At 65.1% G+C, this 23389-nt stretch carries 27 protein-coding genes and 1 pseudogene; 16 read left to right on the forward strand and 12 right to left on the reverse strand.

Annotation, left to right across the window (positions count from 1 at the left end; translation table 11 throughout):
* Window positions 1–59 precede the first annotated feature (59 nt).
* Window positions 60–1787, forward strand: a complete 1728-nt coding sequence (locus ACZ5BH_RS05260) for a hypothetical protein (RefSeq protein ID WP_464890866.1) — start codon at window positions 60–62, stop codon at window positions 1785–1787.
* A 51-nt stretch (window positions 1788–1838) separates the two neighbouring features.
* Here the strand turns inward: ACZ5BH_RS05260 and ACZ5BH_RS05265 are convergent, their stop codons facing one another.
* Window positions 1839–3698 carry a thioredoxin domain-containing protein gene (locus ACZ5BH_RS05265; RefSeq protein ID WP_464890867.1) on the reverse strand — a complete coding sequence of 620 codons (1860 nt, stop codon included), beginning with the start codon at window positions 3696–3698 and terminating at the stop codon, window positions 1839–1841.
* A gap of 115 nt (window positions 3699–3813) precedes the next feature.
* Here ACZ5BH_RS05265 and ACZ5BH_RS05270 point away from each other — a divergent pair, with 115 nt between their 5' ends.
* The 4 genes from ACZ5BH_RS05270 (at window position 3814) to ACZ5BH_RS05285 (ending at window position 7189) form a co-directional block, all read left to right on the forward strand.
* A complete protein-coding gene (locus tag ACZ5BH_RS05270) occupies window positions 3814–4383 on the forward strand; it encodes an RNA polymerase sigma factor (RefSeq protein WP_464890868.1) in 570 nt (189 codons plus the stop codon).
* 14 nt (window positions 4384–4397) lie between these two features.
* Window positions 4398–5072, forward strand: coding sequence for an anti-sigma factor family protein (locus tag ACZ5BH_RS05275; protein ID WP_464890869.1), 675 nt, complete (start codon window positions 4398–4400; stop codon window positions 5070–5072).
* A 45-nt stretch (window positions 5073–5117) separates the two neighbouring features.
* Window positions 5118–5594, forward strand: a complete 477-nt coding sequence (locus ACZ5BH_RS05280; RefSeq protein ID WP_464890870.1) for a hypothetical protein — start codon at window positions 5118–5120, stop codon at window positions 5592–5594.
* Between the two features lie 287 nt (window positions 5595–5881).
* On the forward strand, window positions 5882–7189 hold the full coding sequence (locus tag ACZ5BH_RS05285) for a tetratricopeptide repeat protein (RefSeq protein ID WP_464890871.1): 1308 nt from the start codon (window positions 5882–5884) through the stop codon (window positions 7187–7189).
* A gap of 195 nt (window positions 7190–7384) precedes the next feature.
* Here the strand turns inward: ACZ5BH_RS05285 and tatC are convergent.
* The 10 genes and pseudogenes from tatC to hisB form a co-directional block, all read right to left on the reverse strand.
* A pseudogene (gene tatC / locus ACZ5BH_RS05290) lies at window positions 7385–8143 on the reverse strand (twin-arginine translocase subunit TatC); the annotation flags it as partial.
* Complete coding sequence (gene tatB / locus ACZ5BH_RS05295) at window positions 8124–8633, reverse strand: Sec-independent protein translocase protein TatB (RefSeq protein ID WP_464890872.1); 510 nt, start codon at window positions 8631–8633, stop codon at window positions 8124–8126. The pseudogene tatC and the gene tatB, both read right to left, overlap by 20 nt.
* Before the next feature lie 34 nt (window positions 8634–8667).
* A complete protein-coding gene (gene tatA / locus ACZ5BH_RS05300; protein WP_464890873.1) occupies window positions 8668–8889 on the reverse strand; it encodes a Sec-independent protein translocase subunit TatA in 222 nt (73 codons plus the stop codon).
* A 35-nt stretch (window positions 8890–8924) separates the two neighbouring features.
* The gene (locus tag ACZ5BH_RS05305) at window positions 8925–9263 is read right to left on the reverse strand and encodes a histidine triad nucleotide-binding protein (protein ID WP_464890874.1); all 339 of its coding nucleotides are present in this window, start codon (window positions 9261–9263) and stop codon (window positions 8925–8927) included.
* Window positions 9260–9580 carry a phosphoribosyl-ATP diphosphatase gene (locus ACZ5BH_RS05310; RefSeq protein WP_464890875.1) on the reverse strand — a complete coding sequence of 107 codons (321 nt, stop codon included), beginning with the start codon at window positions 9578–9580 and terminating at the stop codon, window positions 9260–9262. Before ACZ5BH_RS05310 ends, ACZ5BH_RS05305 begins: the two co-directional genes overlap by 4 nt.
* 181 nt (window positions 9581–9761) lie before the next feature.
* Window positions 9762–10148 carry a phosphoribosyl-AMP cyclohydrolase gene (hisI, locus tag ACZ5BH_RS05315; RefSeq protein ID WP_464890876.1) on the reverse strand — a complete coding sequence of 129 codons (387 nt, stop codon included), beginning with the start codon at window positions 10146–10148 and terminating at the stop codon, window positions 9762–9764.
* Between the two features lie 190 nt (window positions 10149–10338).
* Window positions 10339–11106 carry an imidazole glycerol phosphate synthase subunit HisF gene (gene hisF, locus ACZ5BH_RS05320; RefSeq protein ID WP_464890877.1) on the reverse strand — a complete coding sequence of 256 codons (768 nt, stop codon included), beginning with the start codon at window positions 11104–11106 and terminating at the stop codon, window positions 10339–10341.
* 170 nt (window positions 11107–11276) lie between these two features.
* Window positions 11277–12020 (reverse strand): 1-(5-phosphoribosyl)-5-[(5-phosphoribosylamino)methylideneamino]imidazole-4-carboxamide isomerase, encoded by a 744-nt coding sequence (gene hisA, locus ACZ5BH_RS05325; protein WP_464890878.1) that lies wholly within the window; start codon window positions 12018–12020, stop codon window positions 11277–11279.
* A 25-nt stretch (window positions 12021–12045) separates the two neighbouring features.
* Window positions 12046–12696 (reverse strand): imidazole glycerol phosphate synthase subunit HisH, encoded by a 651-nt coding sequence (gene hisH / locus ACZ5BH_RS05330; protein ID WP_464890879.1) that lies wholly within the window; start codon window positions 12694–12696, stop codon window positions 12046–12048.
* Window positions 12697–12709: 13 nt separating this feature from the next.
* Window positions 12710–13303, reverse strand: a complete 594-nt coding sequence (hisB, locus tag ACZ5BH_RS05335; RefSeq protein WP_464890880.1) for an imidazoleglycerol-phosphate dehydratase HisB — start codon at window positions 13301–13303, stop codon at window positions 12710–12712.
* 280 nt (window positions 13304–13583) lie between these two features.
* On the opposite strand from hisB, the gene fnr reads away from it, so the two are divergent.
* From fnr to ACZ5BH_RS05385, 10 genes are all read left to right on the forward strand, one after another.
* Window positions 13584–14357 carry a fumarate/nitrate reduction transcriptional regulator Fnr gene (gene fnr / locus ACZ5BH_RS05340; RefSeq protein WP_464890881.1) on the forward strand — a complete coding sequence of 258 codons (774 nt, stop codon included), beginning with the start codon at window positions 13584–13586 and terminating at the stop codon, window positions 14355–14357.
* Between the two features lie 209 nt (window positions 14358–14566).
* Window positions 14567–15982, forward strand: coding sequence for a cytochrome-c oxidase, cbb3-type subunit I (gene ccoN, locus ACZ5BH_RS05345; protein ID WP_464890882.1), 1416 nt, complete (start codon window positions 14567–14569; stop codon window positions 15980–15982).
* Window positions 15983–15995: 13 nt separating this feature from the next.
* On the forward strand, window positions 15996–16622 hold the full coding sequence (gene ccoO, locus ACZ5BH_RS05350) for a cytochrome-c oxidase, cbb3-type subunit II (protein WP_464890883.1): 627 nt from the start codon (window positions 15996–15998) through the stop codon (window positions 16620–16622).
* Window positions 16623–16624: 2 nt separating this feature from the next.
* Window positions 16625–16804 carry a cbb3-type cytochrome oxidase subunit 3 gene (locus ACZ5BH_RS05355; protein ID WP_464890884.1) on the forward strand — a complete coding sequence of 60 codons (180 nt, stop codon included), beginning with the start codon at window positions 16625–16627 and terminating at the stop codon, window positions 16802–16804.
* On the forward strand, window positions 16797–17687 hold the full coding sequence (ccoP, locus tag ACZ5BH_RS05360) for a cytochrome-c oxidase, cbb3-type subunit III (RefSeq protein WP_464890885.1): 891 nt from the start codon (window positions 16797–16799) through the stop codon (window positions 17685–17687). Before ACZ5BH_RS05355 ends, ccoP begins: the two co-directional genes overlap by 8 nt.
* Window positions 17688–17747: 60 nt before the next feature.
* Complete coding sequence (locus ACZ5BH_RS05365) at window positions 17748–17870, forward strand: hypothetical protein (protein ID WP_464890886.1); 123 nt, start codon at window positions 17748–17750, stop codon at window positions 17868–17870.
* A gap of 125 nt (window positions 17871–17995) precedes the next feature.
* Entirely contained in the window at window positions 17996–19399 is a 1404-nt protein-coding gene (ccoG, locus tag ACZ5BH_RS05370; RefSeq protein WP_464890887.1) for a cytochrome c oxidase accessory protein CcoG, read from the forward strand.
* A 14-nt stretch (window positions 19400–19413) separates the two neighbouring features.
* The gene (locus tag ACZ5BH_RS05375) at window positions 19414–19908 is read left to right on the forward strand and encodes a FixH family protein (RefSeq protein WP_464890888.1); all 495 of its coding nucleotides are present in this window, start codon (window positions 19414–19416) and stop codon (window positions 19906–19908) included.
* A 172-nt stretch (window positions 19909–20080) separates the two neighbouring features.
* The gene (locus ACZ5BH_RS05380; protein WP_464890889.1) at window positions 20081–20353 is read left to right on the forward strand and encodes a hypothetical protein; all 273 of its coding nucleotides are present in this window, start codon (window positions 20081–20083) and stop codon (window positions 20351–20353) included.
* Window positions 20354–20461: 108 nt separating this feature from the next.
* Window positions 20462–21481, forward strand: coding sequence for a thioredoxin family protein (locus ACZ5BH_RS05385; RefSeq protein ID WP_464890890.1), 1020 nt, complete (start codon window positions 20462–20464; stop codon window positions 21479–21481).
* Window positions 21482–21525: 44 nt separating this feature from the next.
* On the opposite strand, the gene rhlB is transcribed toward ACZ5BH_RS05385, so the two are convergent.
* Window positions 21526–22845: an ATP-dependent RNA helicase RhlB gene (gene rhlB, locus ACZ5BH_RS05390; RefSeq protein ID WP_464890891.1), complete on the reverse strand. Its 1320-nt coding sequence runs from the start codon at window positions 22843–22845 to the stop codon at window positions 21526–21528.
* A 113-nt stretch (window positions 22846–22958) separates the two neighbouring features.
* Between rhlB and trxA the strand changes: the two genes are divergently transcribed.
* Window positions 22959–23285: a thioredoxin TrxA gene (trxA, locus tag ACZ5BH_RS05395; protein WP_464890892.1), complete on the forward strand. Its 327-nt coding sequence runs from the start codon at window positions 22959–22961 to the stop codon at window positions 23283–23285.
* Window positions 23286–23389: the final 104 nt, after the last annotated feature.

Consider the following 23389-nt stretch of genomic DNA (forward strand, 5'->3'; position numbering starts at 1 on the left):
AAATTGTATTCCGCCCGCAAGTCTGCTACTAATGACGCAGATCAGGAGGTATCACGAGCGTGCACAATTCCCCTCGCGCGGGCGACGCCGGACCGGTGTTGCCCAGTCTGCGCGTACCGCCTCACGAACAGGCCCCCCGGCCACGTCCCTATTGGCGGGTGCGGGATCTGCGCCAGTGGCTGCTGGGCCTGCCTCGCGGCGATCTGCCGCGCGCGGTGGAGGAATTCAACAACCGCCTCGAAGCCATCAACAATTCGCGCTATCCGCTTCACGAACGCATCCAGCTGATGGATGCGCTGCGCCCGCCGGCGCGGCAGTTCCTCCTTTCCCTGAAACAGCAGTTGAAGAAGGCGCCGATCCCCCTCGGTCACCGGGATCGCGATGCCTGGCATCTGACCCAGCGGCTGCTTTCGGAAATGGCGGTGGGCTACAAGATCATCACCCGTGAACTGATCCTGCGCGGCCGCCTCAAGGAACACGATGAACTGCAGCTGCGCGAGGCCATCTACGTCAGCATGCAGTACCTCTCGCGGCAACTGGTGGAGGCCTACCTGGTCTATGCGCCGGAACCGGCGGGCGTCTGGCACGAGCTGCATCAGCTCTACCAGTATGCCGAGGAACATGCCCTGCTGATCCTGCCGCTGGACGACCCCTGGCCCGACTTTTCCCTGCCCGGCCACTACACCATCGATCTGGCCTACAAGCGGATCCTGCTGCTGGCCCTGGCGGAGCCCTATCACATGATGCACGGCGAGGCCGACGACATCTACTACCTGCTCTCGGCCTGGACCGGCCTGTGCCACATCCTGCCCGGCCTCAACGCCCCGGCCGAAGGCGAATACGCCGTGGACATGGCCAGCGATCGCGGGCCGCGCTACGTGGCCGAAGCCCTGCCCTGGAAACCGCTGCAGGCCCGGATCATCGATCTGGACGAGGTCAGGAAGCGGCTCGACGTGCACCTGCAGCGGATCCTGCGTTCCAGTCTCGAAACCCTCGATCACGACGGCCAGCAGAGCCTGGTGGAACGCCGCCAGCGCGACATGCTGCTGCGCCTGGCCGAAGCCTGGCACGGGGATCTGCAACGCCGCTCCCCGCGGGAGCCGGTGGCCAAGCAGGTGCGCATGACCACCGGCCTCGGCGCCGCCCATTACCACCTCTCCGGCGGCGCCGACTTCACCCCGGCACTCGACGAACTGCGGCTGCGTTCCAGCACCATCGAACCCACGGTGTTCGCCACCGCCTACGAACAGGCCGTGGAAAAGGACGAATTCCACCTCAAACAGCACTACGACATCCGTCCCTGGTGGCAGCACAACGCCAGCGAACAGGGCGTGGCGCTGACCTGCAACGCCGACTGCGATCGCGGTCATGTCACGGTAGGCGAAGTGGTGGCCTTTCGCGACACGGATCGGCCCGATGCCCGCTGGGAGGTTGGCGTGATCCGCTGGCTGCGCACGGGCAACGACAACAGCCTGGAAATGGGCATCATGAAGCTGGCCAGTTCCGCCGTGCCGGTGGCCGTCAAGGGCGTGCGCGGCGCCGGCAAGGGCACCGATTATTTCCGCAGCCTGCTGATTCCCAAACAGGTCTCGCTCTTCCAGACCCGCTCGATCCTGGTGCCCAGCGCCCTGTACGACGTGCACTCGATCCTGGCCGTGAACATGAAGCAGCGGCTCTTCCACATCCGCCTCGAGCGCCTGCAGCGGGCCACCAACGCCTTCAGCCAGTTTACCTTCGAGGTGCTCGAGCAGGCGCCGGTCGATGCGGACGAGGGACTCGGGATCTGAACCCGGGGCGCCCTCCTGTCTGGCTGACGCCACACCCCCTACACCGTCTTGTTACCGAATACGCCGGCGCACCACGTCGATGTGGGTGGCGTACCAGAAGGGCGAGTCCAGCACCACTGCCTCGCCGGCGCCAAGCAAACGACGCGCCCGTTGTCGACGGGGGCCGGCTTTCCCCGCCAGCGTCGCATCGAGTATCAACGCCGAGGGTGACGGCATGACCCCGTCCGCCAGCACGGGCTCCCCCTGGCCGAACTTCAGCCAGCGCTGCCGGCTCAGGCGCCAGCCGTCGGGCCCAAAGAAGTCACTCCACGCCCGCTCGAGCAGTTTGCGCAGCGGGGCCGCATCCATGTCCGGTTCGACGTGACGCCGCCAGTCGTCCAGCCCCCGGATCACGTAGGCATAATCCTCGATGCCCGCTTCGCCGATCGCGCGGCCACCGGCCCAGGCCCGGATCAGCCGGCCCTCCCGCCACAGATGCGTGAGCAGGAAGTCCCGCAGTCGCCTGCCCGCCAGCCGATACTTTGCGCCCTCGGGCAGCCGGGCAGCCCGGGCCAGCGCCGACAACAACAGGCCGTTCCAGCCACTGATGATCTTGTCGTCCCGCGGCAGGCCGCGCCGGCTGCGGGCTGCAAGCAGCTTGCGGCGGGCCGAATCGCGCAACCGCCCGGCTTTCTGCAGCGACAGGTTCAGCTCCCTGGCAACCGATTCGAGTGGTTCGGCAATCCGCAAGTGGAATCCCGCGGCCAATTCCGATACGCCTTCCAGCCCCCAGTGGGGCCGCACCACGGCCAGCTCCGCCGGCGTGAGCATGCGTTGCAGCGTCTCCATCGACCACAGGTAATATCCCCCCTCGATCCCCTGATCGTCGATGGCGGAGAGACTCGCGGCATAGCCGCCGCCTGGCACCGCAAACGTCTGCAGGACGAAATCCAGCGTCTCGCGCGCCACCTGGCGGTAGCGCGGCACCTCGAACACCTCTGCCGCCTGCAGGTAGAGCCCGGCAAGCAAGGCGTTGTCGTAGAGCATCTTCTCGAAATGGGGGATCTGCCACTGGGGATCGACCGTGTAGCGGAAGAATCCGCCTGAAAGATGATCGCGCAGTCCCTGGCTGGCCAGGCGATCCAGCGTCAGGCGCAGAAAGTCGGCCAGGCGCCCATCCGCCTCGCGTTTCACTTCCGCCAGCAGAACCTGCAACTGGGGCACGGAGGGGAACTTGCTCTGCTCACCGAAGCCACCGGACAGCTCGTCGGCCAGGCTGAGGGCCTGCCCGCGCAGGGCTCGGGCATAACGCATCCCTAGATCCGGGGGCACCGATTCGGGCAGTTCCCTGGGAGGCGGTGCCATCGCCTCACTGGCGTCCCGGGCCAGCGCCGCCAGTTCCTCGCCCCGCGTCTGCCACTGTTTCGCCAGGTCACGCAGCAATCCGGCAAAGCGCTCAGGGGGCAGGTACACGGTGCCGACGAGCGGATGGCCATCCGGGGTGATGAACACGTTGAGCGGCCAGCCGGCCTGGCCCCGGGTCCGTTCGACGAAATCGATCAGGCGCGCGTCCAGCGCCGGTTGCAGCTCCCGGTCCACCTTCACCGGGATGAAATGGCGGTTCAGCAGCGCCGCGATTTGCGGGTCGCGATAACTTTCCCGCTGCATCACGTGACACCAGTGGCAGGAGAAATAGCCGCTGGAGACGAACAGCAGCTTGTTCTGCCGCCTCGCCGCCTGCCAGGCCTCCGGCCCCCAGACCTGCCAGTGCACCGGATCCTGGCCATGCATGGCCAGATAGGGGGAAGGATGGTCGGCCAGCCGGTTGCGCAGCGGAACCTCGGCCCAAAGCACTCCGGCCAGCGCCGTCAGCAGCCAGACGGCCCCCAGAAAGATCGGCAGATGGCGGATTCGGAAACGCCTTTTGACCATGATCGGGTTGTGTCCCTGGAAGGGGGATCGTGAATTGTCTCACGGTTTGGTCCATTTTCCCGCCAGCGGCGCATAATGGGGGAACCTTTTCCCACCGCGGAGCGTGTCAACGGATATGGCTGCCAATTCCCCCCTTCCCTTCCGCCGCCGCGATGCCGACGATTTCGAGCAGCGCGTGGGCCCCCACGTGGACGGTCTGTACCGTCTGGCCTACCGCCTCACCGGCAACCGCCACGATGCCGAGGATCTGGTGCAGGAACTGCTGCTGCGGCTGTTCGACCGCCGGCGCAAGCTGCGCGAGATCGCCGAACTGCGGCCCTGGCTGGCCCGCAGCCTCTACAACCTATATATCGATACCCTGCGTGCCCACCGCCGCACCCCTTTCGCCAGCCTGGATGGCGAAGGCGAAACCCGGCTGGAACACCTGCCGGACACCCACAGCCCCGAGCACGATGATCTCGACGTGTCCTTGCAGGCCGCGCTCGACCGGCTCAACGAGAACCAGCGCAGCCTCATCCTCTTTCACGACGTGGAAGGCTATACCCTTCCCGAGCTGAGCCAGATCCTTGCCCAGCCCATCGGCACCCTCAAGTCCCGCCTGCACCGGGCCCGGGCCCGCCTGCGCGAACTGCTGCGGGAAAAAGCGGTGGAACCTTTTGCGCCCGGACGACGTGTTAACGGGTAAGAGGAGACGACACCATGCACTGCACCGAAGCCCGCAACCTGCTCGACGATCACCTGGACGGCCTGCTGGATCAACCGCACGGCGAGGCCCTGGCGGCGCACCTGCAGAACTGCGCCGACTGCCGGCGCGAGCTGGCCGACCGCCAGGCGCTGCTGGCACGGCTGCGGGAACTGCCCCTGGAAGCGCCGGCCCCCGGCTTTGCCGCCCGCGCCCTGCACCGGACCCGCCAGAAGCATGCCCAGCGCGTCCGCGGCTTCGCCACCGGTTTCGGCAGCGCGGTGGCCGCGGGCCTGGCCCTGTGGGTCGCCGCCGGCTTCTGGCAGCCGGCCGAAGAAGCTTCGACCCCCCACGTCCAGGCCATCACCCTGAATGTCCAGCAACCCCGCACGGTGAATCTGGCCTTCAACGTGCCGGCGCAGGATCGCTACGAACAGGTCCGCTTCCGCCTCATCCTGCCCCCGGGCGTCTCGCTGGCCGGTCGGCCCGGCAAGCGCGAGATCGCCTGGGAGGATCGCCTGGAACCCGGTCGCAACCTGCTCAGCCTGCCGCTGGTGGCCGAGCCTGGCTCCACGGGCGAGCTGATCGCGCAAATCGAGATCCAGGGTGTGAAAAAAACATTCCGGATTCCCGTCCGCACCACCGCCCAGGGGGCCTGGCGCGGACCCGAAAACCCCGCCACGCCTGTCTGAGGCGCGGTGGATCGTCAACCCGTTTCAACCAGAAGGAGTACGACCATGAACAAGCCCCTCGCCCTCTTTTCCGCCATCGCTTTCAGCGCCATGCTCAGCAGCACCGCCTTCGCCTCACCCGACGACATCACCATGGACGTCATCGATCCCACCGCCGATTCGGTGGACGACGTGACCCGACACATCGAACTGCGTGACGAGGATCACCGCAGCGAAACCGCCAACGAACACGCTCAGGACGCCGATCATCGCCAGGACGACGATCACGAGGCAGACGACGACAAGGAAGAGCACAAGGACGACATGGATGACGACAAGAGCGACTCGCGCGACGACATGGACGAAAGCAAGGATGACATGGAGGACAGCAAGGACGACATGGAGGACAGCAAGGACGACATGGAGGACAGCAAGGACGACATGGAGGACAGCAAGGACGACATGGAAGACAGCCGCGACGACATGAACGATGGCAAGGAAGACATGGACGACAACAAGAGCGACGGTCACGACAACAGCTGAGTTCGCCACCAAAACGTGAATCCGGCAGGGCCCGACTTCGGGCACCTGCCGTATAATCGAGGCCCCCGCCCGTTGGCGGGGGCTTTTGTGCTTGCCGGCACGAAATTGCAAACTTCGTTAACAGGCTGTTAACCCGGATATTGCACCACGGCGCCGGATGATGGCGGTCTTTGCAACCGCGCTCGGTTGCGCCGGTTTCATCCTGCGTTCAGGATGACCTGACAGACTGATGCGACCGGCCATCCGGGCCGGAACGACGCCATGGCAACTTCAAGGGAGGAAATACCATGAAACTTCTGTATCGCGGCGGACTGTGGATCACGCTGCTGTTCACACTGGGCACCACGGCGCTGACCGCCGCGCCCGCGGACGACTTCCGCCAGGGCCAGCAGGCCTTTCGCCAGGGGCAGTACGAACAGGCGCTGCACTGGTTCGAGAAGGCCCGCAAGGCCGGCATGAACAATGCCGCCATCCATTACAACCTGGGCGTCACCCATTACCGGCTGGGGCGCTACAGCGAGGCGGAGAAAGCCTTCCTGCGCACGGCCCGCTTCCGCAAGATGGCACCACTGGCCTGGTACAACCTGGGGCTGGTGAAACTTCGGCAGGGGGATCGGAAGGCCGCGGCAGGCTGGTTCCGCAAGGCGAAGGACGCCACCCGCGATCCCAAGCTGCGCACCCTGGCCGAACAGCAATTCAAGGCGGCCAGCCGTTCCCGCTGGCGCGCCTATGCCTATGCCGGCATCGGTTACGACGACAACATCACGCTCACCTCGGACGTGCTGAACCTCCAGACCGGCAAGTCCGACAGCTTCATCGAACTGTTCGCCACCACGCGCGGCATCCTCTCCGGCTCCCTGCGCAATGGCGTCATCCTGCGCGCCAGCGCCTTCGGGGATCTCTATTTCAGCCAGAGCGACTACAACTATACCGAGTTCAATGCCGGTCTCTACAAGAGCCTGCCGCTGGGCCGCTGGAACACCGAGAGCGGTGTGCGCCTGTCCCGCTCGAATTACGGCGGCACGGGCTATCTGCAGATCGCTAGCCTCGACCTGCGCGGCATGCGGCGCCTGAACCGTACCACCCGGCTCGATCTGCGCCTGCGGTTTCGCAGCCTGGATGCCATCGATCCGCGCTTCGACTACTTCAGCGGCAGCAGTTACGATCTGCGCATCGGCGGCCGCTGGCGCACCGGTGCAGACAGCGCGCTCCGGGCCTATTACCAGTACCAGGACAACGACCGCAACGACATCCGCAACGGCGCCGACTTTCGCAGCGTCTCCCCCCAACGGCACCGCCTGCGCCTGACCTGGCGCGGCCGGCTGACCCGGAACTGGAAGATGCACCTGGCGGGGGAATACCGCCTCAGCGACTACAAAGACGAAAACGTTTACTCTGCTGTCCCACGCACCATCCGCCGCAAGGACACGCGCTGGCGCGCCCTGGTCGAGGTCTCGCGGCGGCTCTCGAGCAAAACGGATCTGGTCTTCAGTTACACCTACACCAACAACGACTCGAACCTCACCATCCCCAACGTGGCGGATTACGATTACACCCGCAACGTCCTCCTGGCTTCCGTCCAGGTGGCGTTCTGAGGACGAGGGAAGAGGAAAGAGGAAAGAGGGACCGTCCCGCCTCGACGAACGTTGGTCAAGGTCACTATGCGAGGTCGTTCGGGATGGTCACTCCGGCTTGCCGGGCTTGTCGGCCACGTCGAGGCGCTCTTCTTCGGCAATGGCCTTGTCCAGCTCGTCTTCCATCTCGGCCTCGCTCAGCTCCCGCTCGGCGGCATCCTGTTCGCGGCGGCGCAGCAGCACACGCGAGAAGAACACGCCGATCTCGAACAACAGCCACATGGGCACGGCCAGCAGGGTCTGGGAAATGACGTCGGGCGGCGTCAGTAGCATGCCCACCACGAAGGCGGCGACGATGATGTAGGGCCGCTTGGCGGTGAGGCTTTCGGGGGTGGTGACCCCCGCCAGCACCAGCAGGATGGTGGCGATGGGCACCTCGAAGGCCACGCCGAAGGCGAAGAACAGCTTGAGCACGAAATCCAGATACTGGCTGATGTCCGGCGCCTGCACCACCCCTTCGGGCGTGGTGGTGGCCATGAACCCGAAGACGAGGGGAAACACCACGTAATAGGCGAAGGCCATGCCCAGGTAGAAGAGGAACACGCTGGAGACCAGCAGCGGAAAGGCGATGCGCTTTTCGTGCCGGTACAGTCCCGGCGCGATGAAGGCCCATACCTGGTAGAGGATGAAGGGCATGGCCAGGAAGATGGAGGCCACCAGCGCCAGCTTGAACGGCGTGAGAAAGGGCGAGATTACCCCGGTGGCGATCATGGTCTGCCCTTCGGGCAGCTTGGCCAGCAGGGGCGCAGCCAATAGGTGGTAGAGATCGTTGGCGAAGGAAAACAGGCCGAGAAAGATCACCAGGACCACGATCACCGCGCGCAGCAACCGATCCCGCAGCTCCACCAGATGGGCGAGAAACGGCTGCTCCTGTTCGGGGGCGGGGCTGTCGGGATCAGGACGGCTTGCGTTCATCGTCCTTCGGACTCGTGCTGTCGTCGCTCTCGCCGGCCGCGAGCGGGGGAGCCGGCTCGAAGGGCTCCTCGGCCAGATCGGCGTGACCGGAATCGTTGTCGAAGCCTTCTTCCTCGTCGTCGGCCGCCCTCGGCGCTGTCGTCTCCGCTGCCTGCAGGCGCTCGGCCAGGGCCACCGGATCCTGCCCCGCTTCGGTCGCCGGCGCGGCGGCCGGCGTTGGTTTCGGGCGATCCTCTTCCTCGAGCACGAAGGCGTCAGTGTTCATGATCTGCTTGATCTCGTCGAGCCCGGCGTTGCGCTCCAGGGCCTTGCGCAGCTCTTCCTGGCGCAGCTCGCGGTCGATGTCGGCCTTCACGTTGGTCACGAAGCGGCGCATGCGACCGACCCACATGCCGGCCTTGCGCGCCACTTCCGGCAGGCGCTCGGGCCCGATCACCAGCAGGGCCACCACGGCAATCAGGGTCAGTTCCCAGAAACCGATGTCAAACACGGTCCGGCTCGCGGCTCAGGAAATCAGTGCCGGCTCAGGACTTGTCTTCCTGCTTGACCCGGGCCTCGCCCTCGATGACCTTGTCGGCCGTCTCCAGCTTCTCCGGCTCGGCTTCTTCCTCTTCCTTGACCGCCTTCTTGAAGCCCTTCACGGCGGCGCCCAGATCGGAACCCACGTTGCGCAGGCGCTTGGCGCCGAACAGCAGCAACACGATGACCAGAATGATCAACAACTGCCAGATGCTGATACCACCCATGTTTCTCTCCTCCAGCGGATGCTTCCGCTTGTCGTTCAACCAAAACCCGGCAGCCCTTCGCCGCCGAGCAGATGCATGTGCAGATGAAAGATCACCTGCCCCCCGCCGGGACCGGTATTGATGATGGTGCGATAGCCTTCTTCCAGCCCCTGATCCGCGGCCAGCTTTGCCGTCAGGCGCAGCATGTAGCCCAGCAGTTCATCGTGTTCCGGCGTCACCTCGTTCAGGCTGGCCACATGCGCCCGCGGAATCAGCAACAGGTGCACGGCGGCCTTGGGATTGATGTCCTTGAACACCACCACCCTGTCGTCCTGGTAGACGATATCCGCCGGCACCTCGCCGGCAGCAATCCGACAGAACAGGCAATCGCTCATGTCTTGCTCCGTTGCGCTTTCTCTTCCAGCCCCGAAAGCCCGAAGCGGCGCTGCAGCTCGGCCAGCACATCGTCCGGCCCCAGGCCTTCGCGGGCCAGCAGCACCAGGGTGTGAAACCACAGATCAGCCACCTCGTAGACGATCTGCCGCGGCTCCCCGTCCTTGGCCGCCATCACCGTCTCCGTGGCCTCTTCGCCGATCTTCTTCAGAATCGCATCCAGCCCCTTCGCATACAGCTTCGCCACGTAGGAACTGTCGGGATCGGCCCCCTTGCGCGCTTCGAGCACGGCGGCCAGCTCGGTCAGGACGTCATTCATGGGCCAACGATCCTCCTTGCCGGCGCCACTGCAAAGAACGCAGAGGGCGCAGAGACGCAGAGGGCACAGAGGTTTTTCATTTCGTCTGTGGCCACCCGTTTCATTTCACTGAATCCTCACTATCAACATTCTCTGCGTTCTCTGCGTCTCTGCGCCCTCTGCGTTCCTTCCACCAACCCACTTACTTGTAAATCTCGTTCGGGTCGCGCAGGACCGGCTCCACCTCGACCCACTGGCCGTCGCGCAGTTGGCGGTAGAAGCAGTGGTGGCGGCCGGTGTGGCAGGCGATGCCGCCCTGCTGCTCGACCTGCAACAATACCACATCGTTGTCGCAGTCGAGGCGGATGTCCTTCACCAGCTGCACGTGGCCCGATTCCTCGCCCTTGCGCCACAGCTTCTGCCGCGAGCGGGACCAGTAGATGGCCCGCCCCTCCTGCACCGTCAGCGCCAGCGCCTCGCGGTTCATCCAGGCCAGCATCAGCACCTGCCCGGTGGACGCCTCCTGGGCAATCACCGGCACCAGGCCGTCCTCGGTCCACTTTATTGCATCCAGCCAGTTTTCGCTCATGACGGGTTCCCCTGGAAAAAACACGGAGGGCACGGAGACACGGAGTGCACGGAGTTTTTGGGTGTCATGAGCGCAATGTGGCCATCACGGAAACAGCAGGGCCTCATCAAACCTGAAATACAAACACGCCGTGTCCTCCGTGTCTCCGTGCCCTCCGTGTTCCTTCCACGATAGCCAATCAAGGCCACCGTCACAGCCGCACCTCGATGCCCGCCTCGGCCAGGCGGCGTTTGGCCTGTTCGATGGTGTATTCGCCGAAGTGGAAGATGCTGGCGGCCAGCACGGCGTCGGCGTGGCCTTCGCGGATGCCCTCCACCAGGTGGTCCAGGTTGCCCACGCCGCCGGAGGCGATCACCGGCACGGTGACGGCGTCGGCCACGGCGCGGGTCAGGGCCAGGTCGAAGCCGGCCTTGGTGCCGTCGCGGTCCATGCTGGTGAGCAGGATTTCGCCGGCGCCGTAGTCCACCATGCGCCGCGCCCAGTCGATGGCATCGATGCCGGTGGGCTTGCGGCCGCCGTGGGTGAAGATCTCCCAGCGGGCGGGATCATCACCCACCTGCTTGGCGTCGATGGCCACCACGATGCACTGGGAGCCGAACTTCTGCGCCGCCTCCTGCACGAATTCGGGGCGGTGCACGGCGGCGGTGTTGATGGCCACCTTGTCGGCGCCGGCGTTGAGCATGCGCCGGATGTCCTCGACCTTGCGGATCCCCCCGCCCACGGTGAGGGGAATGAACACCTGTCCGGCCACCTCTTCCACCACGTGCACCATGGTCTCCCGATCCTCGTGGCTGGCGGTGATGTCGAGAAAGGTCAGCTCATCGGCCCCCTGCTCGTCGTAGCGCCGGGCGATCTCCACCGGGTCGCCGGCATCGCGGATGTCCACGAACTGCACGCCCTTGACCACGCGGCCGTTGTCCACGTCGAGACAGGGAATGATGCGTTTTGCCAGAGCCATGATCCGTTTACCCGGCCATCTGCAAATAACGCCAAGGGCGCAGAGGCGCAGAGGACGCCGAGTATTGTGAGGGGAACCCTCTGTTCCGATCATTCGGTGCCGCCATATCCACTTCAGAAAACCTCTGTGTTCTCTGCGTCTCTGCGCCCTCGGCGTTTTTTCCAGTGCGCTCAATCATTGCCCGTCAACTCGTCGGCCAGTTTCTGACCTTCGGCGAAGTCCAGGGTGCCTTCGTAGATGGCCCGCCCGGTAATGGCGCCCATGATGCCCTCGTCGGCCACTTCGCACAGGGCGCGGATGTCGTCGAGGTTGGTGATGCCGCCGGAGGCGATGACCGGGATGTGGATGGCCTGGGCGAGCTTGACGGTGGCCTCCACGTTGACGCCGCTCATCATGCCGTCACGGCCGATGTCGGTGTAGATGATGGCCTCCACGCCGTCGTCCTCGAAATGCTTCGCCATGTCGATGACATCGTGCCGGGAGAGCTTGGACCAGCCGTCGATGGCCACCTTGCCGTCCTTGGCGTCGAGGCCGACGATGATATGGCCCGGAAACTCCAGGCACAGATCGTTGACGAAATGGGGCGCGCTGACCGCCTTGGTGCCGATGATCACGTATTGCACGCCGGCATCCAGATAGGCCTGCACCGTGTCCTCGTCGCGGATCCCGCCGCCGAGCTGGATGGGCAGGTCCGGATAGGCCTCGGCGATGGCCCGCACCACCTCCGCGTTGACCGGCCGGCCCTCGAAGGCGCCGTTGAGATCGACGATGTGCAGGCGCCGGGCGCCGGCCTCCACCCACTGGCCGGCCATGGCCACCGGATCGTCGGAGAAGACCGTGGCCTCGTCCATGCGCCCCTGGCGCAGGCGCACGCACTTGCCGTCCTTGAGGTCGATGGCGGGGATCAGAAGCATGGCGTGTCTCTTCGGTTGTGCGGATTCAGATCGTGCCATTCCAGCGCAGGAAATTGGCATACAGTTGCAGGCCCGCCTGCTGGCTCTTCTCCGGGTGGAACTGCACGGCGAAGACGTTGTCGCGCGCCAGGGCCGAGGCGAAGGGCTGGCCGTACTCGGTGGTCGCGGCCACCAGGGCCGGATCGGCGGGTTCGGCGTAGTAGCTGTGCACGAAGTAGAAGCGGGCGTCCTGGGGGATGTCGGTCCACAGGGGATGAGACCGGGTCTGGTGGACCTGGTTCCAGCCCATGTGGGGGATCTTGAGGCGCTCCCCGCTGGCCGGGTCGCGCAGATCCGGGCCGAAGGGGAGCACCTTGCCCGGCAGCAGGCCCAGGCAGTCGGTGCCCTCGTTCTCGGCGCTCCATTCGAGCATCGCCTGCATGCCCACGCAGACCCCCAGCAGGGGGGTGCCGGCGGCCGCCACCTGGCGCACCGTCTCGTCGAGGCCCAGGCGGCGGATCTCGGCCATGCAGTCACGGATCGCGCCCACGCCCGGCAGCACCACGTGGCTGGCGGCGCGGATGGCGGCGTGCTCGGCGGTCACCTGCACCTGCGCCGCGACCCCGGTGTGCTCCAGGGCCTTGGCGACCGAGTGCAGGTTGCCCATGCCGTAATCGATGACTGCGACCGTGCTCATGCCAGGGCTCGGATCAGAGGCTGCCCTTGGTGGACGGGGTCATCTCGCCCATGCGCGGATCCGGCGCCAGGGCCATGCGCAGCGCCCGGCCGAAGGCCTTGAACACCGTTTCGGCCACGTGATGGGCATTGCGCCCGCGCAGGCTGTCCACGTGCAGGGTCACCCGGGCATGGTTGACGAAGCCCTGGAAGAACTCGGCGAACAGATCCACGTCGAATTCGCCGATCCGGGCCCGCGGAAAATCCACGTTGAACACCAGGCCGGGCCGGCCGGAGAAGTCGAGCACCACCCGGGAGAGGGCCTCGTCCAGGGGCACGTAGGCGTGGCCGTAGCGGGTGATGCCGCGCTTCTCGCCCACGGCCTCGGCGAAGGCCTGGCCCAGGGTGATGCCGATGTCCTCGACCGTGTGGTGGGCGTCGATGTGCAGGTCGCCGCTGGCCTGGATCCAGAGGTCGATCAGGCCATGCCGGGCCACCTGCTCGAGCATGTGCTCGAGAAAGGGCACGCCGGTGTTGAATTCGCACGTGCCCAGCCCGTCGAGGTTGAGGGTGACCTCGACCCGGGTTTCGAGGGTTTCGCGCTGGACCGTGGCCGTGCGCTCAGCCATGGGCGGTTCTCCGGTTGGCGGAAGTCGGAAAGGCCGGTACCCGGACGATGATCAGGGACATCGGCCCGATCCGGCAGACGGGGCATTATAGCCCAAAAGGCCGGCCGGACGCCGAATCGGGCAAATCCTTCCCATTCTCCCCGTCCCGGCCCCGGCCTGCCCTGATACCGATCAAGGGAACGGAAAATTCTGTTTTTACTGGGTCAAATCACGTATAGTTGACAGGGTATCGCCCGGCGTCCCCCCTCCCGCGGACGGAACGAATCGAGAAGGCCGTTGCATGTCCAAGTCCCGCGTCGTCAATCTGGATGAACTCCGCTCCCACTGCCAGAAATGCAGCCTCTACCGGCTGTGCATGCCCATGGGCCTGGAACAGGGGGATCTGGACCGGCTGGACCGCATCATCCACCGCCGCCGGCCGGTGGAAAAGGGCGAATACCTGTACCGGATCGGCGATCCCTTCCAGTCGGTGTTCGCCCTGCGCGCCGGCTCCCTGAAGACCTTCACCACCAATCACGAAGGCCATGAGCAGATCATCGGCTTCCATCTGCCGGGCGAGCTGCTCGGCCTCGACGCCATCGCCGGTCGGGTGCATGTCACTTCTGCCAGGGCCCTGGAGACGGTCAGCGTCTGCGAGCTGCCCTTCGAGCGCCTCGAGGAGCTGAGCCTGCAGATCCCCGGCCTGCAGCGCCACCTGCTGAGCCTGATGAGCGAGGAACTGCAGCACGAGCACTGCCACCTGGCCGTGCTGGCCCGGGCCCCCGTGGAATCCCGCCTGGCCAGCTTCCTCTGCCAGCTCTCGGATCGCTTCCGAGCCCGCGGCTACTCGGCCACCGATTTCAACCTGAGCATGTCCCGCAACGACATCGCCAACCTGCTGGGCATGGCCGTGGAGACCATCAGCCGCCTGTTCAGCCAGTTCCAGGAACAGGGCCTGCTCCAGGTGGAACGCAAGCACGTGCGGATCCTCGACCTGCCGGGCCTGCAGGCCCTGGCCAACCGCTGCAACCCCGACGCCCGCGGCGAATCGGCCCTCAACCGCCAGGAACAGTAGCCGGCCAAACGGCCCGCGCCCCCCGCCCGCCTCGCCCTCGCGCGCGGCAGTATCCGCCGTTTGGCCGGAAGTTCCGTCTGGCCAGAAAAAACTCCCTGATTCTTTGATCTGGATCAAACTGCCGACTAGAGTTAGTCCAGGTCGAGCCGGTAACGTATGGCCGTCAAGCTACCCTCACCCTCCCAATAACAAACCGGAAAGGATGGTCTATGGACACTGCAGACACCTACAACTACAAGGTCGTTCGCCAGTTTGCCGTCATGACGATCGTCTGGGGCATCGTCGGCATGACCGTCGGCGTCTACATCGCGGCGGAACTGGTCTGGCCTCAACTCAACTTCGACATTCCCTGGCTGACCTTCAGCCGCCTGCGGCCGTTGCACACCAACGCGGTGATCTTCGCCTTCGGCGGGTCGGCCCTGTTCGCCACCTCCTATTACGTGGTGCAGCGCACCTGCCAGACCCGGCTGTTCTCCGACGGGCTGGCCGCCTTCACCTTCTGGGGCTGGCAACTGGTGATCGTGCTGGCCGCCGTGACCCTGCCGCTGGGCATCACTTCCTCCAAGGAATATGCCGAGCTGGAATGGCCCATCGATCTGCTGATCACCGTGGTCTGGGTGGCCTACGCCATCGTCTTCTTCGGCACCATCGTCAAGCGCAAGGTCAGTCACATCTACGTGGCCAACTGGTTCTACGGGGCCTTCATCCTGACCATCGCCGTGCTGCACATCTTCAACAACCTGGAATACCCGGTCTCCCTGACCAAGTCCTATTCCATCTACCCCGGGGCCATCGACGCCATGGTCCAGTGGTGGTACGGCCACAACGCGGTGGGCTTCTTCCTGACCGCCGGCTTCCTGGGCATGATGTACTACTTCATTCCCAAGCAGGCCCAGCGGCCGGTCTACTCCTACCGCCTGTCGGTGGTGCACTTCTGGGCCCTGATCTCCACCTATATCTGGGCCGGCCCGCACCATCTGCACTACACCGCCCTGCCCGACTGGGCCCAGTCCCTGGGCATGATCTTCTCCCTGATCCTGCTGGCGCCTTCCTGGGGCGGCATGATCAACGGCATGATGACCCTCTCCGGGGCCTGGCACAAACTGCGTGACGATCCCATCCTCAAGTTCCTGATCGTCTCCCTGTCCTTCTACGGCATGTCCACCTTCGAGGGCCCGATGATGGCCATCAAGACGGTCAACTCCCTGTCCCACTACACCGACTGGACCATCGGTCACGTCCATTCGGGCGCCCTGGGCTGGGTGGGCCTGGTCTCCATCGGCTCCATCTACTTCCTGGTGCCGAAACTGTTCGGCAAGGAGCGGATGTATTCGGTGAAGGCCATGGAGGCCCACTTCTGGATCGCCACCGTGGGCATCGTGCTGTACATCGCCTCCATGTGGATCTCGGGCGTGATGCAGGGCCTGATGTGGCGCGCCGTGAACGACGACGGCACGCTCACCTACAGCTTCGTGGAAAGCCTCAAGGCCATGTATCCCTATTACTTCGTGCGCTTCCTGGGCGGCACCCTGTTCCTTTCGGGCATGTTCATCATGGCCTGGAACGCCTGGAAGACCATCAGTGGCGCCACCCCCGCCACCGCTACCGCCACCCAGAGCGCCTGAAGGAGGAATCACCATGAGTCATGAAGCTGTCGAAAAGAACACCGGCCTGCTGATCCTGTTCATCGTGCTGGTGATCAGCGTGGGCGGGCTGGTGGAAATCGTGCCCCTGTTCTTCATGAAGGACACCACCCAGCCGGTGGAGGGGCTCAAGCCCTATTCGGCCCTGCGCCTGGAGGGCCGGGACATCTACGTCCGCGAAGGCTGCTACGTCTGTCATTCGCAGATGATCCGGCCGTTCCGGGCCGAGACCGAGCGTTACGGCCACTATTCGGTGGCCGGCGAGTTCGTCTATGACCATCCCTTCCAGTGGGGCTCCAAGCGTACCGGCCCCGATCTGGCCCGGGTGGGCGGCCGCTATTCGGACGACTGGCATCGGGTGCACCTGATCAATCCGCGTGACGTGGTGCCCGAGTCCAACATGCCCGGCTTTCCCTGGCTGGCCGAGAACAAGCTGGACGGCAAGCTCACGGCCAGGAAGATGCGGGTGATGAACACCCTGATCAGCGCCACCTGCAACGGCTGCGAGCTGTACAGCGAGGAGGAAATCGCCAAGGCCGCCGACGAGGTCCGGGGCAAGACCGAACTGGACGCCCTGATCGCCTACCTGCAGGGCCTCGGCACCGCCCTGAAGGGGAAATGAGCATGGATCTGAACGACATTCGCGCCTGGTACACCGTGGTGCTGTTCGTGACCTTCATCGGCATCTGGGTCTGGGCCTGGAGCGGCAAGCGCAAGGCCCGCTTCGACGAAGCCGCCCGCCTGCCCCTCGAAGAGCCTGAAGCACCACGCACCGACAAGAACAAAGGAGACCATCATGAGTAGCTTCTGGAGCTGGTTTGTCGCCATTCTCTCGGTCGGCAACATCCTGGCCTGCTATTGGCTGATCAAGTGGGCCAGCAAGCCACGGCCGGGCGAGGCCGCCTCCGGCGAGGTGACCGGCCACAAGTGGGACGAGACCCTGGAGGAATACAACAACCCCCTGCCGCGCTGGTGGCTGTGGATGTTCTATGCCACCATCCTCTTCGGCCTGGTGTACCTGTTCCTCTATCCGGGCCTTGGCAACTACCAGGGATATCTGGGCTGGAGTTCGGCCGGGCAATACGAGAAGGAGGTGGAACAGGCCAAGGCCAAGTACGATCCCATCTTCGCCGCCTTCGCCAGCAAACCCGTCGAGGAACTGGCTAGGGATCCGGCCGCACTCAAGGTGGGCGAGCGGCTGTTCCTCAACTACTGCGCCTCTTGCCATGGCTCCACCGCCAGCGGCGCGCCGGGCTTCCCCAACCTGACCGACAACGACTGGCTGTGGGGCGGCGATCCCCAGACCATCAAGACCACCATCCTCGATGGCCGCACCGGTGCCATGCCGGCCTGGGGTGACGCCCTCGGCGCGGACGGGGTGGACAAGGTGGCCGAGTACGTGCTCAGCCTCAGCGGCCGCAGCCACGATGCCGACAAGGCCGCTGCCGGCAAGGAGATCTTCCAGAACATGTGCGCGGCCTGCCACGGCCCCGACGGCAAGGGCAACCCGGCCCTGGGCGCCCCCAACCTGACCGACAACGTCTGGCTCTATGGCGGCTCGCCCGGCACCATCCGGCAGACCATCACCAAGGGCCGCAACGGCCACATGCCCGCGCACCGCGACTTCCTCGGGGAGAACAAGGTGCACGTGCTGGCCGCCTACGTCTACAGTCTGTCACATCGATGAAACCGGCCGCGGCGGTCTCTCCGCGAGGCCGCCGCGCCCCTGTCGCAAGGAGAATCCTGCATGTTTTTCGACATGATCTTCAGCAGCTGGGCCGGCATACTCACCTTCGGGATCGGGCTTTTCATGCTGGGCATGCTGCTCGTCCTGTTTTATATTTTCTTCATTCGCCCCCCCAGGGACTGAATCCGGGACCGGTCCTGCGGCCGGTATCCCCTCTGCCAGGACGCCACCCCGCCGGGGTGGCGTTTTCGTAACGGCGCAACCGATCTGCGCCACTTCTGACAACCCGCTGTCCCGGACGAGACACCATGAATCGACCCGCCAAACCCGATGCCACCAACGGCGAAACCATCGAGTTCTACGCCAAGCACCAGAAGGTCTATCCCCGCAAGGTCACCGGCCTGTTCGCCACCCTGCGCGTTCTGGGCGTGCTGGTGCTGCTCGGCCTCTATTACCTGGTTCCCTGGTTCCAGTACGACGGCCACCAGGCGGTGCTGTTCGACCTGCCGGCCCGCAAGTTCTACATCTTCGGGCTGGTGTTCTGGCCCCAGGATTTCTTCTACCTGGCGCTGCTGCTGATCATCGCCGCCCTGGCGCTGTTCTTCTTCACCACCCTCGCCGGACGCCTGTGGTGCGGCTACGCCTGCCCCCAGACCGTCTGGACCGAGGTGTTCCTGTGGATCGAGCAATGGCTGGAAGGGGATCGCAACAAGCAGATCAAACTCGACAAGAGCCCCTGGACGGCCCGCAAGATCCGCATCAAGGCCACCAAGCACCTGCTCTGGTTCCTGTTCGCGGCCTGGACCGGCTTCACCTTCGTCGGCTACTTCACGCCCATCACCACCCTCTGGCAGGAGCTGACCACCTTCTCGCTCGGCCCCTGGGAAACCTTCTGGATCCTGTTCTACGGCTTCGCCACCTGGGGCAATGCCGGCTTCCTGCGCGAACAGGTGTGCATCTACATGTGCCCCTACGCCCGCTTCCAGAGCGCCATGTTCGACCGCGACACCCTGATCATCTCCTACGACGAGAAACGGGGCGAACCCCGCGGGCCCCGGCGCAAGGGCGTCGATCCGCGGGAACTCGGGCTCGGCGACTGTGTGGACTGTACCCTCTGCGTACAGGTCTGTCCCACCGGCATCGACATCCGCAATGGCCTGCAGTACCAGTGCATCGGCTGCGCCGCCTGCATCGACGTCTGCGATCAGGTGATGGAAAAGATGAACTACCCCAAGGGCCTCATCCGCTACACCACGGAAAACGCCCTGGAAGGCAAGCCGACCCATATCCTGCGTCCGCGGGTGATCATCTACGGCCTCCTGCTGGCCTTTCTCACCGGCCTGCTGTTCTACAGCATGGCCACCCGCACGCCGCTGCGCATGGACATCATCCGCGATCGCAACGTGCTGTATCAGGAAACCACGGAAGGGCTGGTGGAGAACACCTACATCCTCAAGATCATCAACATGGACGAGAAACCCCATGTCTACCGCCTGCGCGTGGACGGCATCGAGGGCCTGCAACTGGTCATGCGGGAGGCCGGGATCACGGCACCAAGCGGCAAGGTCATCACCATTCCCGTGCGGGTACGGGTGGATCCGGTGAACCTGCACCGCACCAGCTCCGAAATCCGTTTCCACCTGCAGGCGGAAGATGATCCGGAACTTTCCATCACCGAAACCGGTCGATTCCTTGGACCGATGAGCCACTGAGGCAGGAGACCTGCATGCAACCGACCCGCACGCCCTGGTATCGCCAGTTCTGGCCCTGGTTCATCATGGCCTTCCCGGCCAGCGCCGTCGTCGCCGGCATCGCCACCGTGATCATCGCCGTGAAGAACCCCGACGGGCTGGTCGACGACGACTACTACAAGGCCGGGCTGGCCATCAACAAGGTCCTGGCCCGTTCCGAGCAGGCCGCCCGCCTGGGACTGCGGGCGCAGGTGCAGTGGCAGCCGGACGACGCCTCGCTGACGGTGGCGCTGCACGGCCAGGGCACTTGGCCCGACCGCCTGCGCCTGCGCCTGGTCCATCCCACCCGGGCCGGCTTCGACGAGGAAGTGCCGCTGCTGCGCCAGGCCGACGGCCGTTACCGCGGCCTGCTCACCCGCCGCCCGCCCCCCGGCAACTGGCACCTGCGCCTGGAACCGCTCGACGCCGCCTGGCGGCTGAGCGGCCGCGCCCGGCTGCCCGAGACCACCGCCTGGCAGCTTGCACCCTGAGACGGGGCTGCTATAACTTGCAGGGAGTCCGGGCGCAAACGCGTCCGGGGTCGGCGACGGTCACCAAAGCACCGGCACAGGTTGCGGTGATCGTCCACACCACGCCGACAAATACAACGGCATGCCCTGCCCGATCAGGGCCATGCCCCAAGCGAGTCATGGAGATGCCCCAATGTCCCGTACCCCTGCGGCGGTCCCGCGCATCCAGATGGTGGTGGCCATCCTCTGGCCCTCGTTCCTGACCTCGGGCCTGGCCACCATCCTCTTCTTCACCCTGTTCGATCCGGTGCTGCTGGCCAACATGGCCGGCCTGCCCCCGGTGTCCCATCTCGGCGGCTATACCCTCGGCTTCTTCGCCTTCTGGCTGCTGACCGCCCTCACCAGCGCCCTGACCTGCTATTTCCAGCAGCCCTGCCACACCGCCGGCACGGCCGAACCCGGCTGATCCGCGCCTGCCGCCACCGCTCGAATCCGGCGGTCGCCTGCCGGTATAATCCGGGCTGAGCCGACCCTTTCAAGGGGAAAGGGCTGGCCGCTGACCATGGAGGCCGGCATGTGCCTGCGCGCCCTTTTCATCCTGTTTCTCGGTATCACGCTGTGCTGGCCGGCGCTGGGCGCCAGTGATACGGACACGGATCTGATCTTCGACGACACCCCGCTCAGTGAGCCCCTGACCCTCCCGGACTGGTTCAAGGTCAGCTTCCTGGACCTGCCCGAAGATCTCGACGAGGCGGTGGCCGCCGGCAAGCGCGGCCTCATTCTCTATTTCGGTCAGAAACGCTGCCCCTACTGCAAGGCCCATCTGCAGAACAACTGGGGCCAGAAGGACATCGTCGACTACACCCGCAAGCATTTCGACGTGATCGCCATCGACGTGCGCGGGCAGAAAACGGTGATCGGCCTGGACGGCAACGAATACACGGAAAAGGAATTCGCCATCAAGTACAACACCAACTTCACGCCCTCCCTCGTGTTCATCGACCGCCGCGGGCAGATGGTGCTGCGCCTGCGCGGCTACCGTCCCCCCTACCAGTTCCGCGCCGCGCTCGAATACGTGGCCGACGCCCACTACCGCGAGGAGTCCTTTGCCGACTATCTGGCCCGTGCCGAAGGCGCCTTCGGCTACGGCAAGGATGTGCTCAACCAGGAAGACTTCTTCCAGCCGCCGCCCTTCAACCTGGATCGCAGCCGCCTGGCCGGCCAGCGCCCGCTGGTGGTGTTCTTCGAACGGCGCCGCTGTCACGCCTGCGACGTGCTGCACGCCGGCCCCCTGGCCGATCCGCGGATCCGCAAGCAACTGGATCAGCTCGATGCCGTGCAACTGGACATGCGCAGCGACACCCCGGTCATCACCCCCGCCGGCAAACGCACCACCGCCCGGAAGTGGGCCGCAGCGCTGGAGCTGGACTACGCCCCCACGCTGATCTTCTTCGACGAACGGGGGAGGGAGATCATGCGCATCGATTCGGTGGTGTGGTTCTACCGCCTCAACAACGTGCTGACCTACGTCATCGAAAAGGGCTATACCCAGTTTCCCACCTTCCAGGCCTGGCGCCAGCATCACCGGCGGTGATGCTGGCGCCAGGCCTGGAGGGACGAGGGAATGCGGAAAAGCAGTCAACCCTTTCCGGCCTGCGTCCCCGCCTTGCGTCTTGAACGAGAACGGGAACGGCGGCGTTCCCTCGCCCCTCGTCCCTCGCCCCTCGTCCCTGCGCCGCGGCGGCCGCCGCGGCGCCTGCGGGGTTCGAACACCGGCGGCTTGGGCGCCACCAGCAGGTCGGCGTCGATGGCCTCCACCGGGATCTTGTGGCCGATGTAGTCCTCGATCTCCGGCAGGGAGAAGACGTATTCCTCGCAGGCGAAGCTGATGGCGGTGCCGGAGGCACCGGCGCGGGCGGTGCGGCCGATGCGGTGTACGTAGTCTTCCGCATCCTGGGGCAGGTCGAAGTTGATCACGTGGCTCACGGCCGGAATGTGCAGGCCGCGGGCCGCCACGTCGGTGGCCACCATGATGTTCAGCTCGCCGTCGGTGAAGGCCTGCAGCAGGCGCAGCCGCTTCTTCTGCGGCACGTCACCCGAAAGCAGGGCCACGCCGTAGCCGTTGCCCTTCAGATAAGCTTCCAGCCTTTCCGCCACCCGCTTGGTATTGACGAAGATCAGCGCCCGCTCCACCTTCTCCCGCTGCAGCAGGCCCAGCAGCAGGGGGATCTTCTCCTCCTTGGCCGGATAGTACATGCGCTCGACGATCTGCCCGGCAGTGACCTTCTCCGGTTCGATCTTCACCGCCTCGGGATTGTTCATGTGCTCGTAGGCCAGCTCCTGCACCCGCAGGGAGAGGGTGGCCGAAAACAGCAGGTTGAGCCGTTTCTCCGGCTTCGGCATGCGCCGCAGAAGGTAGCGGATGTCCTTGATGAAGCCCAGGTCGAACATCCGGTCGGCCTCGTCGAGCACCATGACCTGGATCCACCTGAGGTCGAAGATCCGCTGCTTGAAGTAGTCGATGAGCCGGCCGGGGGTGCCGATCAGGATGTCCACCCCGGCCTGAAGCTGCTCCCGCTGGGCCTCGTAACCGGTGCCGCCGTAGACCAGCCCGAGCTTCAGGCCGGTGAAACGCCCCAGGGTCTCGGCATCGCGGTGGATCTGCACCGCCAGCTCTCGGGTGGGGGCGAGGATGATGGCCCGCGGCGAGGTGGGCGGACGATTGGCCGGGGCCGGATGCCGCAGCAGGTGCGCGTAGGTGGCGATCAGGAAGGCCGCCGTCTTGCCGGTGCCGGTCTGCGCCTGACCACTCACGTCCTGCCCGGCCAGGGCCAGGGGCAGGGTTTCGGCCTGAATCGGGGTGCAGCGGGAAAAACCCGCGGACTCAATGCCTTGCAACAGTTCGGCGGGAAGATCGAAATCCTGGAAACGGGTATCCGTCAGATGGGCATCGCTCATGGCGGTCTAGAATAACAGATCGCCGCAGGCGATGGGCTTGCAATCCCTTCCCGGTTGGGCTCAAATGTGCGCAAGCGGCCCCGGTTGGCCGGCACAACGTGGGAGACACAACCTTGAGCGATAAAATTGTCCATGTCACTGACGACACCTTCGAAGAAGAAGTCCTCAAAGCCGACATGCCCGTCCTGGTGGACTACTGGGCCGACTGGTGCGGTCCCTGCAAGATGATCGCCCCGATCCTCGACGAAATCGCCGAGGAATACGCCGGCAAGCTGAAAGTCGCCAAGCTCAACATCGACGAGAACCCCAACACGCCGCCCAAGTTCGGCATCCGCGGCATTCCGACCCTGATGCTGTTCAAGAACGGCAACGTGGAGGCCACCAAGGTGGGTGCCGTGTCCAAGTCCCAGCTCGCCGCCTTCATCGACAGCAATCTCTGAACCCCCGCCGGGCGGGCTGGACACCCGCCCGGTCAACTGTTAATCTTCCCCTTACAACCACAAAGATCCCGGCAGGCCCGCCGACTTCCCGGCGCGCTTCCAGA

Source organism: Thioprofundum lithotrophicum, assembly GCF_055387065.1.

Coding starts and splice junctions, on each gene's coding strand:
- ACZ5BH_RS05265 (WP_464890867.1), bottom strand. CDS start 3,698: ATGGTCAAAAGGCGTTTCCGAATCCGCCATCTGCCGATCTTTCTGGGG.
- ACZ5BH_RS05270 (WP_464890868.1), top strand. CDS start 3,814: ATGGCTGCCAATTCCCCCCTTCCCTTCCGCCGCCGCGATGCCGACGAT.
- ACZ5BH_RS05275 (WP_464890869.1), top strand. CDS start 4,398: ATGCACTGCACCGAAGCCCGCAACCTGCTCGACGATCACCTGGACGGC.
- ACZ5BH_RS05280 (WP_464890870.1), top strand. CDS start 5,118: ATGAACAAGCCCCTCGCCCTCTTTTCCGCCATCGCTTTCAGCGCCATG.
- ACZ5BH_RS05285 (WP_464890871.1), top strand. CDS start 5,882: ATGAAACTTCTGTATCGCGGCGGACTGTGGATCACGCTGCTGTTCACA.
- tatA (WP_464890873.1), bottom strand. CDS start 8,889: ATGGGTGGTATCAGCATCTGGCAGTTGTTGATCATTCTGGTCATCGTG.
- ACZ5BH_RS05305 (WP_464890874.1), bottom strand. CDS start 9,263: ATGAGCGATTGCCTGTTCTGTCGGATTGCTGCCGGCGAGGTGCCGGCG.
- ACZ5BH_RS05310 (WP_464890875.1), bottom strand. CDS start 9,580: ATGAATGACGTCCTGACCGAGCTGGCCGCCGTGCTCGAAGCGCGCAAG.
- hisI (WP_464890876.1), bottom strand. CDS start 10,148: ATGAGCGAAAACTGGCTGGATGCAATAAAGTGGACCGAGGACGGCCTG.
- hisF (WP_464890877.1), bottom strand. CDS start 11,106: ATGGCTCTGGCAAAACGCATCATTCCCTGTCTCGACGTGGACAACGGC.
- hisA (WP_464890878.1), bottom strand. CDS start 12,020: ATGCTTCTGATCCCCGCCATCGACCTCAAGGACGGCAAGTGCGTGCGC.
- hisH (WP_464890879.1), bottom strand. CDS start 12,696: ATGAGCACGGTCGCAGTCATCGATTACGGCATGGGCAACCTGCACTCG.
- hisB (WP_464890880.1), bottom strand. CDS start 13,303: ATGGCTGAGCGCACGGCCACGGTCCAGCGCGAAACCCTCGAAACCCGG.
- fnr (WP_464890881.1), top strand. CDS start 13,584: ATGTCCAAGTCCCGCGTCGTCAATCTGGATGAACTCCGCTCCCACTGC.
- ccoN (WP_464890882.1), top strand. CDS start 14,567: ATGGACACTGCAGACACCTACAACTACAAGGTCGTTCGCCAGTTTGCC.
- ccoO (WP_464890883.1), top strand. CDS start 15,996: ATGAGTCATGAAGCTGTCGAAAAGAACACCGGCCTGCTGATCCTGTTC.
- ACZ5BH_RS05355 (WP_464890884.1), top strand. CDS start 16,625: ATGGATCTGAACGACATTCGCGCCTGGTACACCGTGGTGCTGTTCGTG.
- ccoP (WP_464890885.1), top strand. CDS start 16,797: ATGAGTAGCTTCTGGAGCTGGTTTGTCGCCATTCTCTCGGTCGGCAAC.
- ACZ5BH_RS05365 (WP_464890886.1), top strand. CDS start 17,748: ATGTTTTTCGACATGATCTTCAGCAGCTGGGCCGGCATACTCACCTTC.
- ccoG (WP_464890887.1), top strand. CDS start 17,996: ATGAATCGACCCGCCAAACCCGATGCCACCAACGGCGAAACCATCGAG.
- ACZ5BH_RS05375 (WP_464890888.1), top strand. CDS start 19,414: ATGCAACCGACCCGCACGCCCTGGTATCGCCAGTTCTGGCCCTGGTTC.
- ACZ5BH_RS05380 (WP_464890889.1), top strand. CDS start 20,081: ATGTCCCGTACCCCTGCGGCGGTCCCGCGCATCCAGATGGTGGTGGCC.
- ACZ5BH_RS05385 (WP_464890890.1), top strand. CDS start 20,462: ATGTGCCTGCGCGCCCTTTTCATCCTGTTTCTCGGTATCACGCTGTGC.
- rhlB (WP_464890891.1), bottom strand. CDS start 22,845: ATGAGCGATGCCCATCTGACGGATACCCGTTTCCAGGATTTCGATCTT.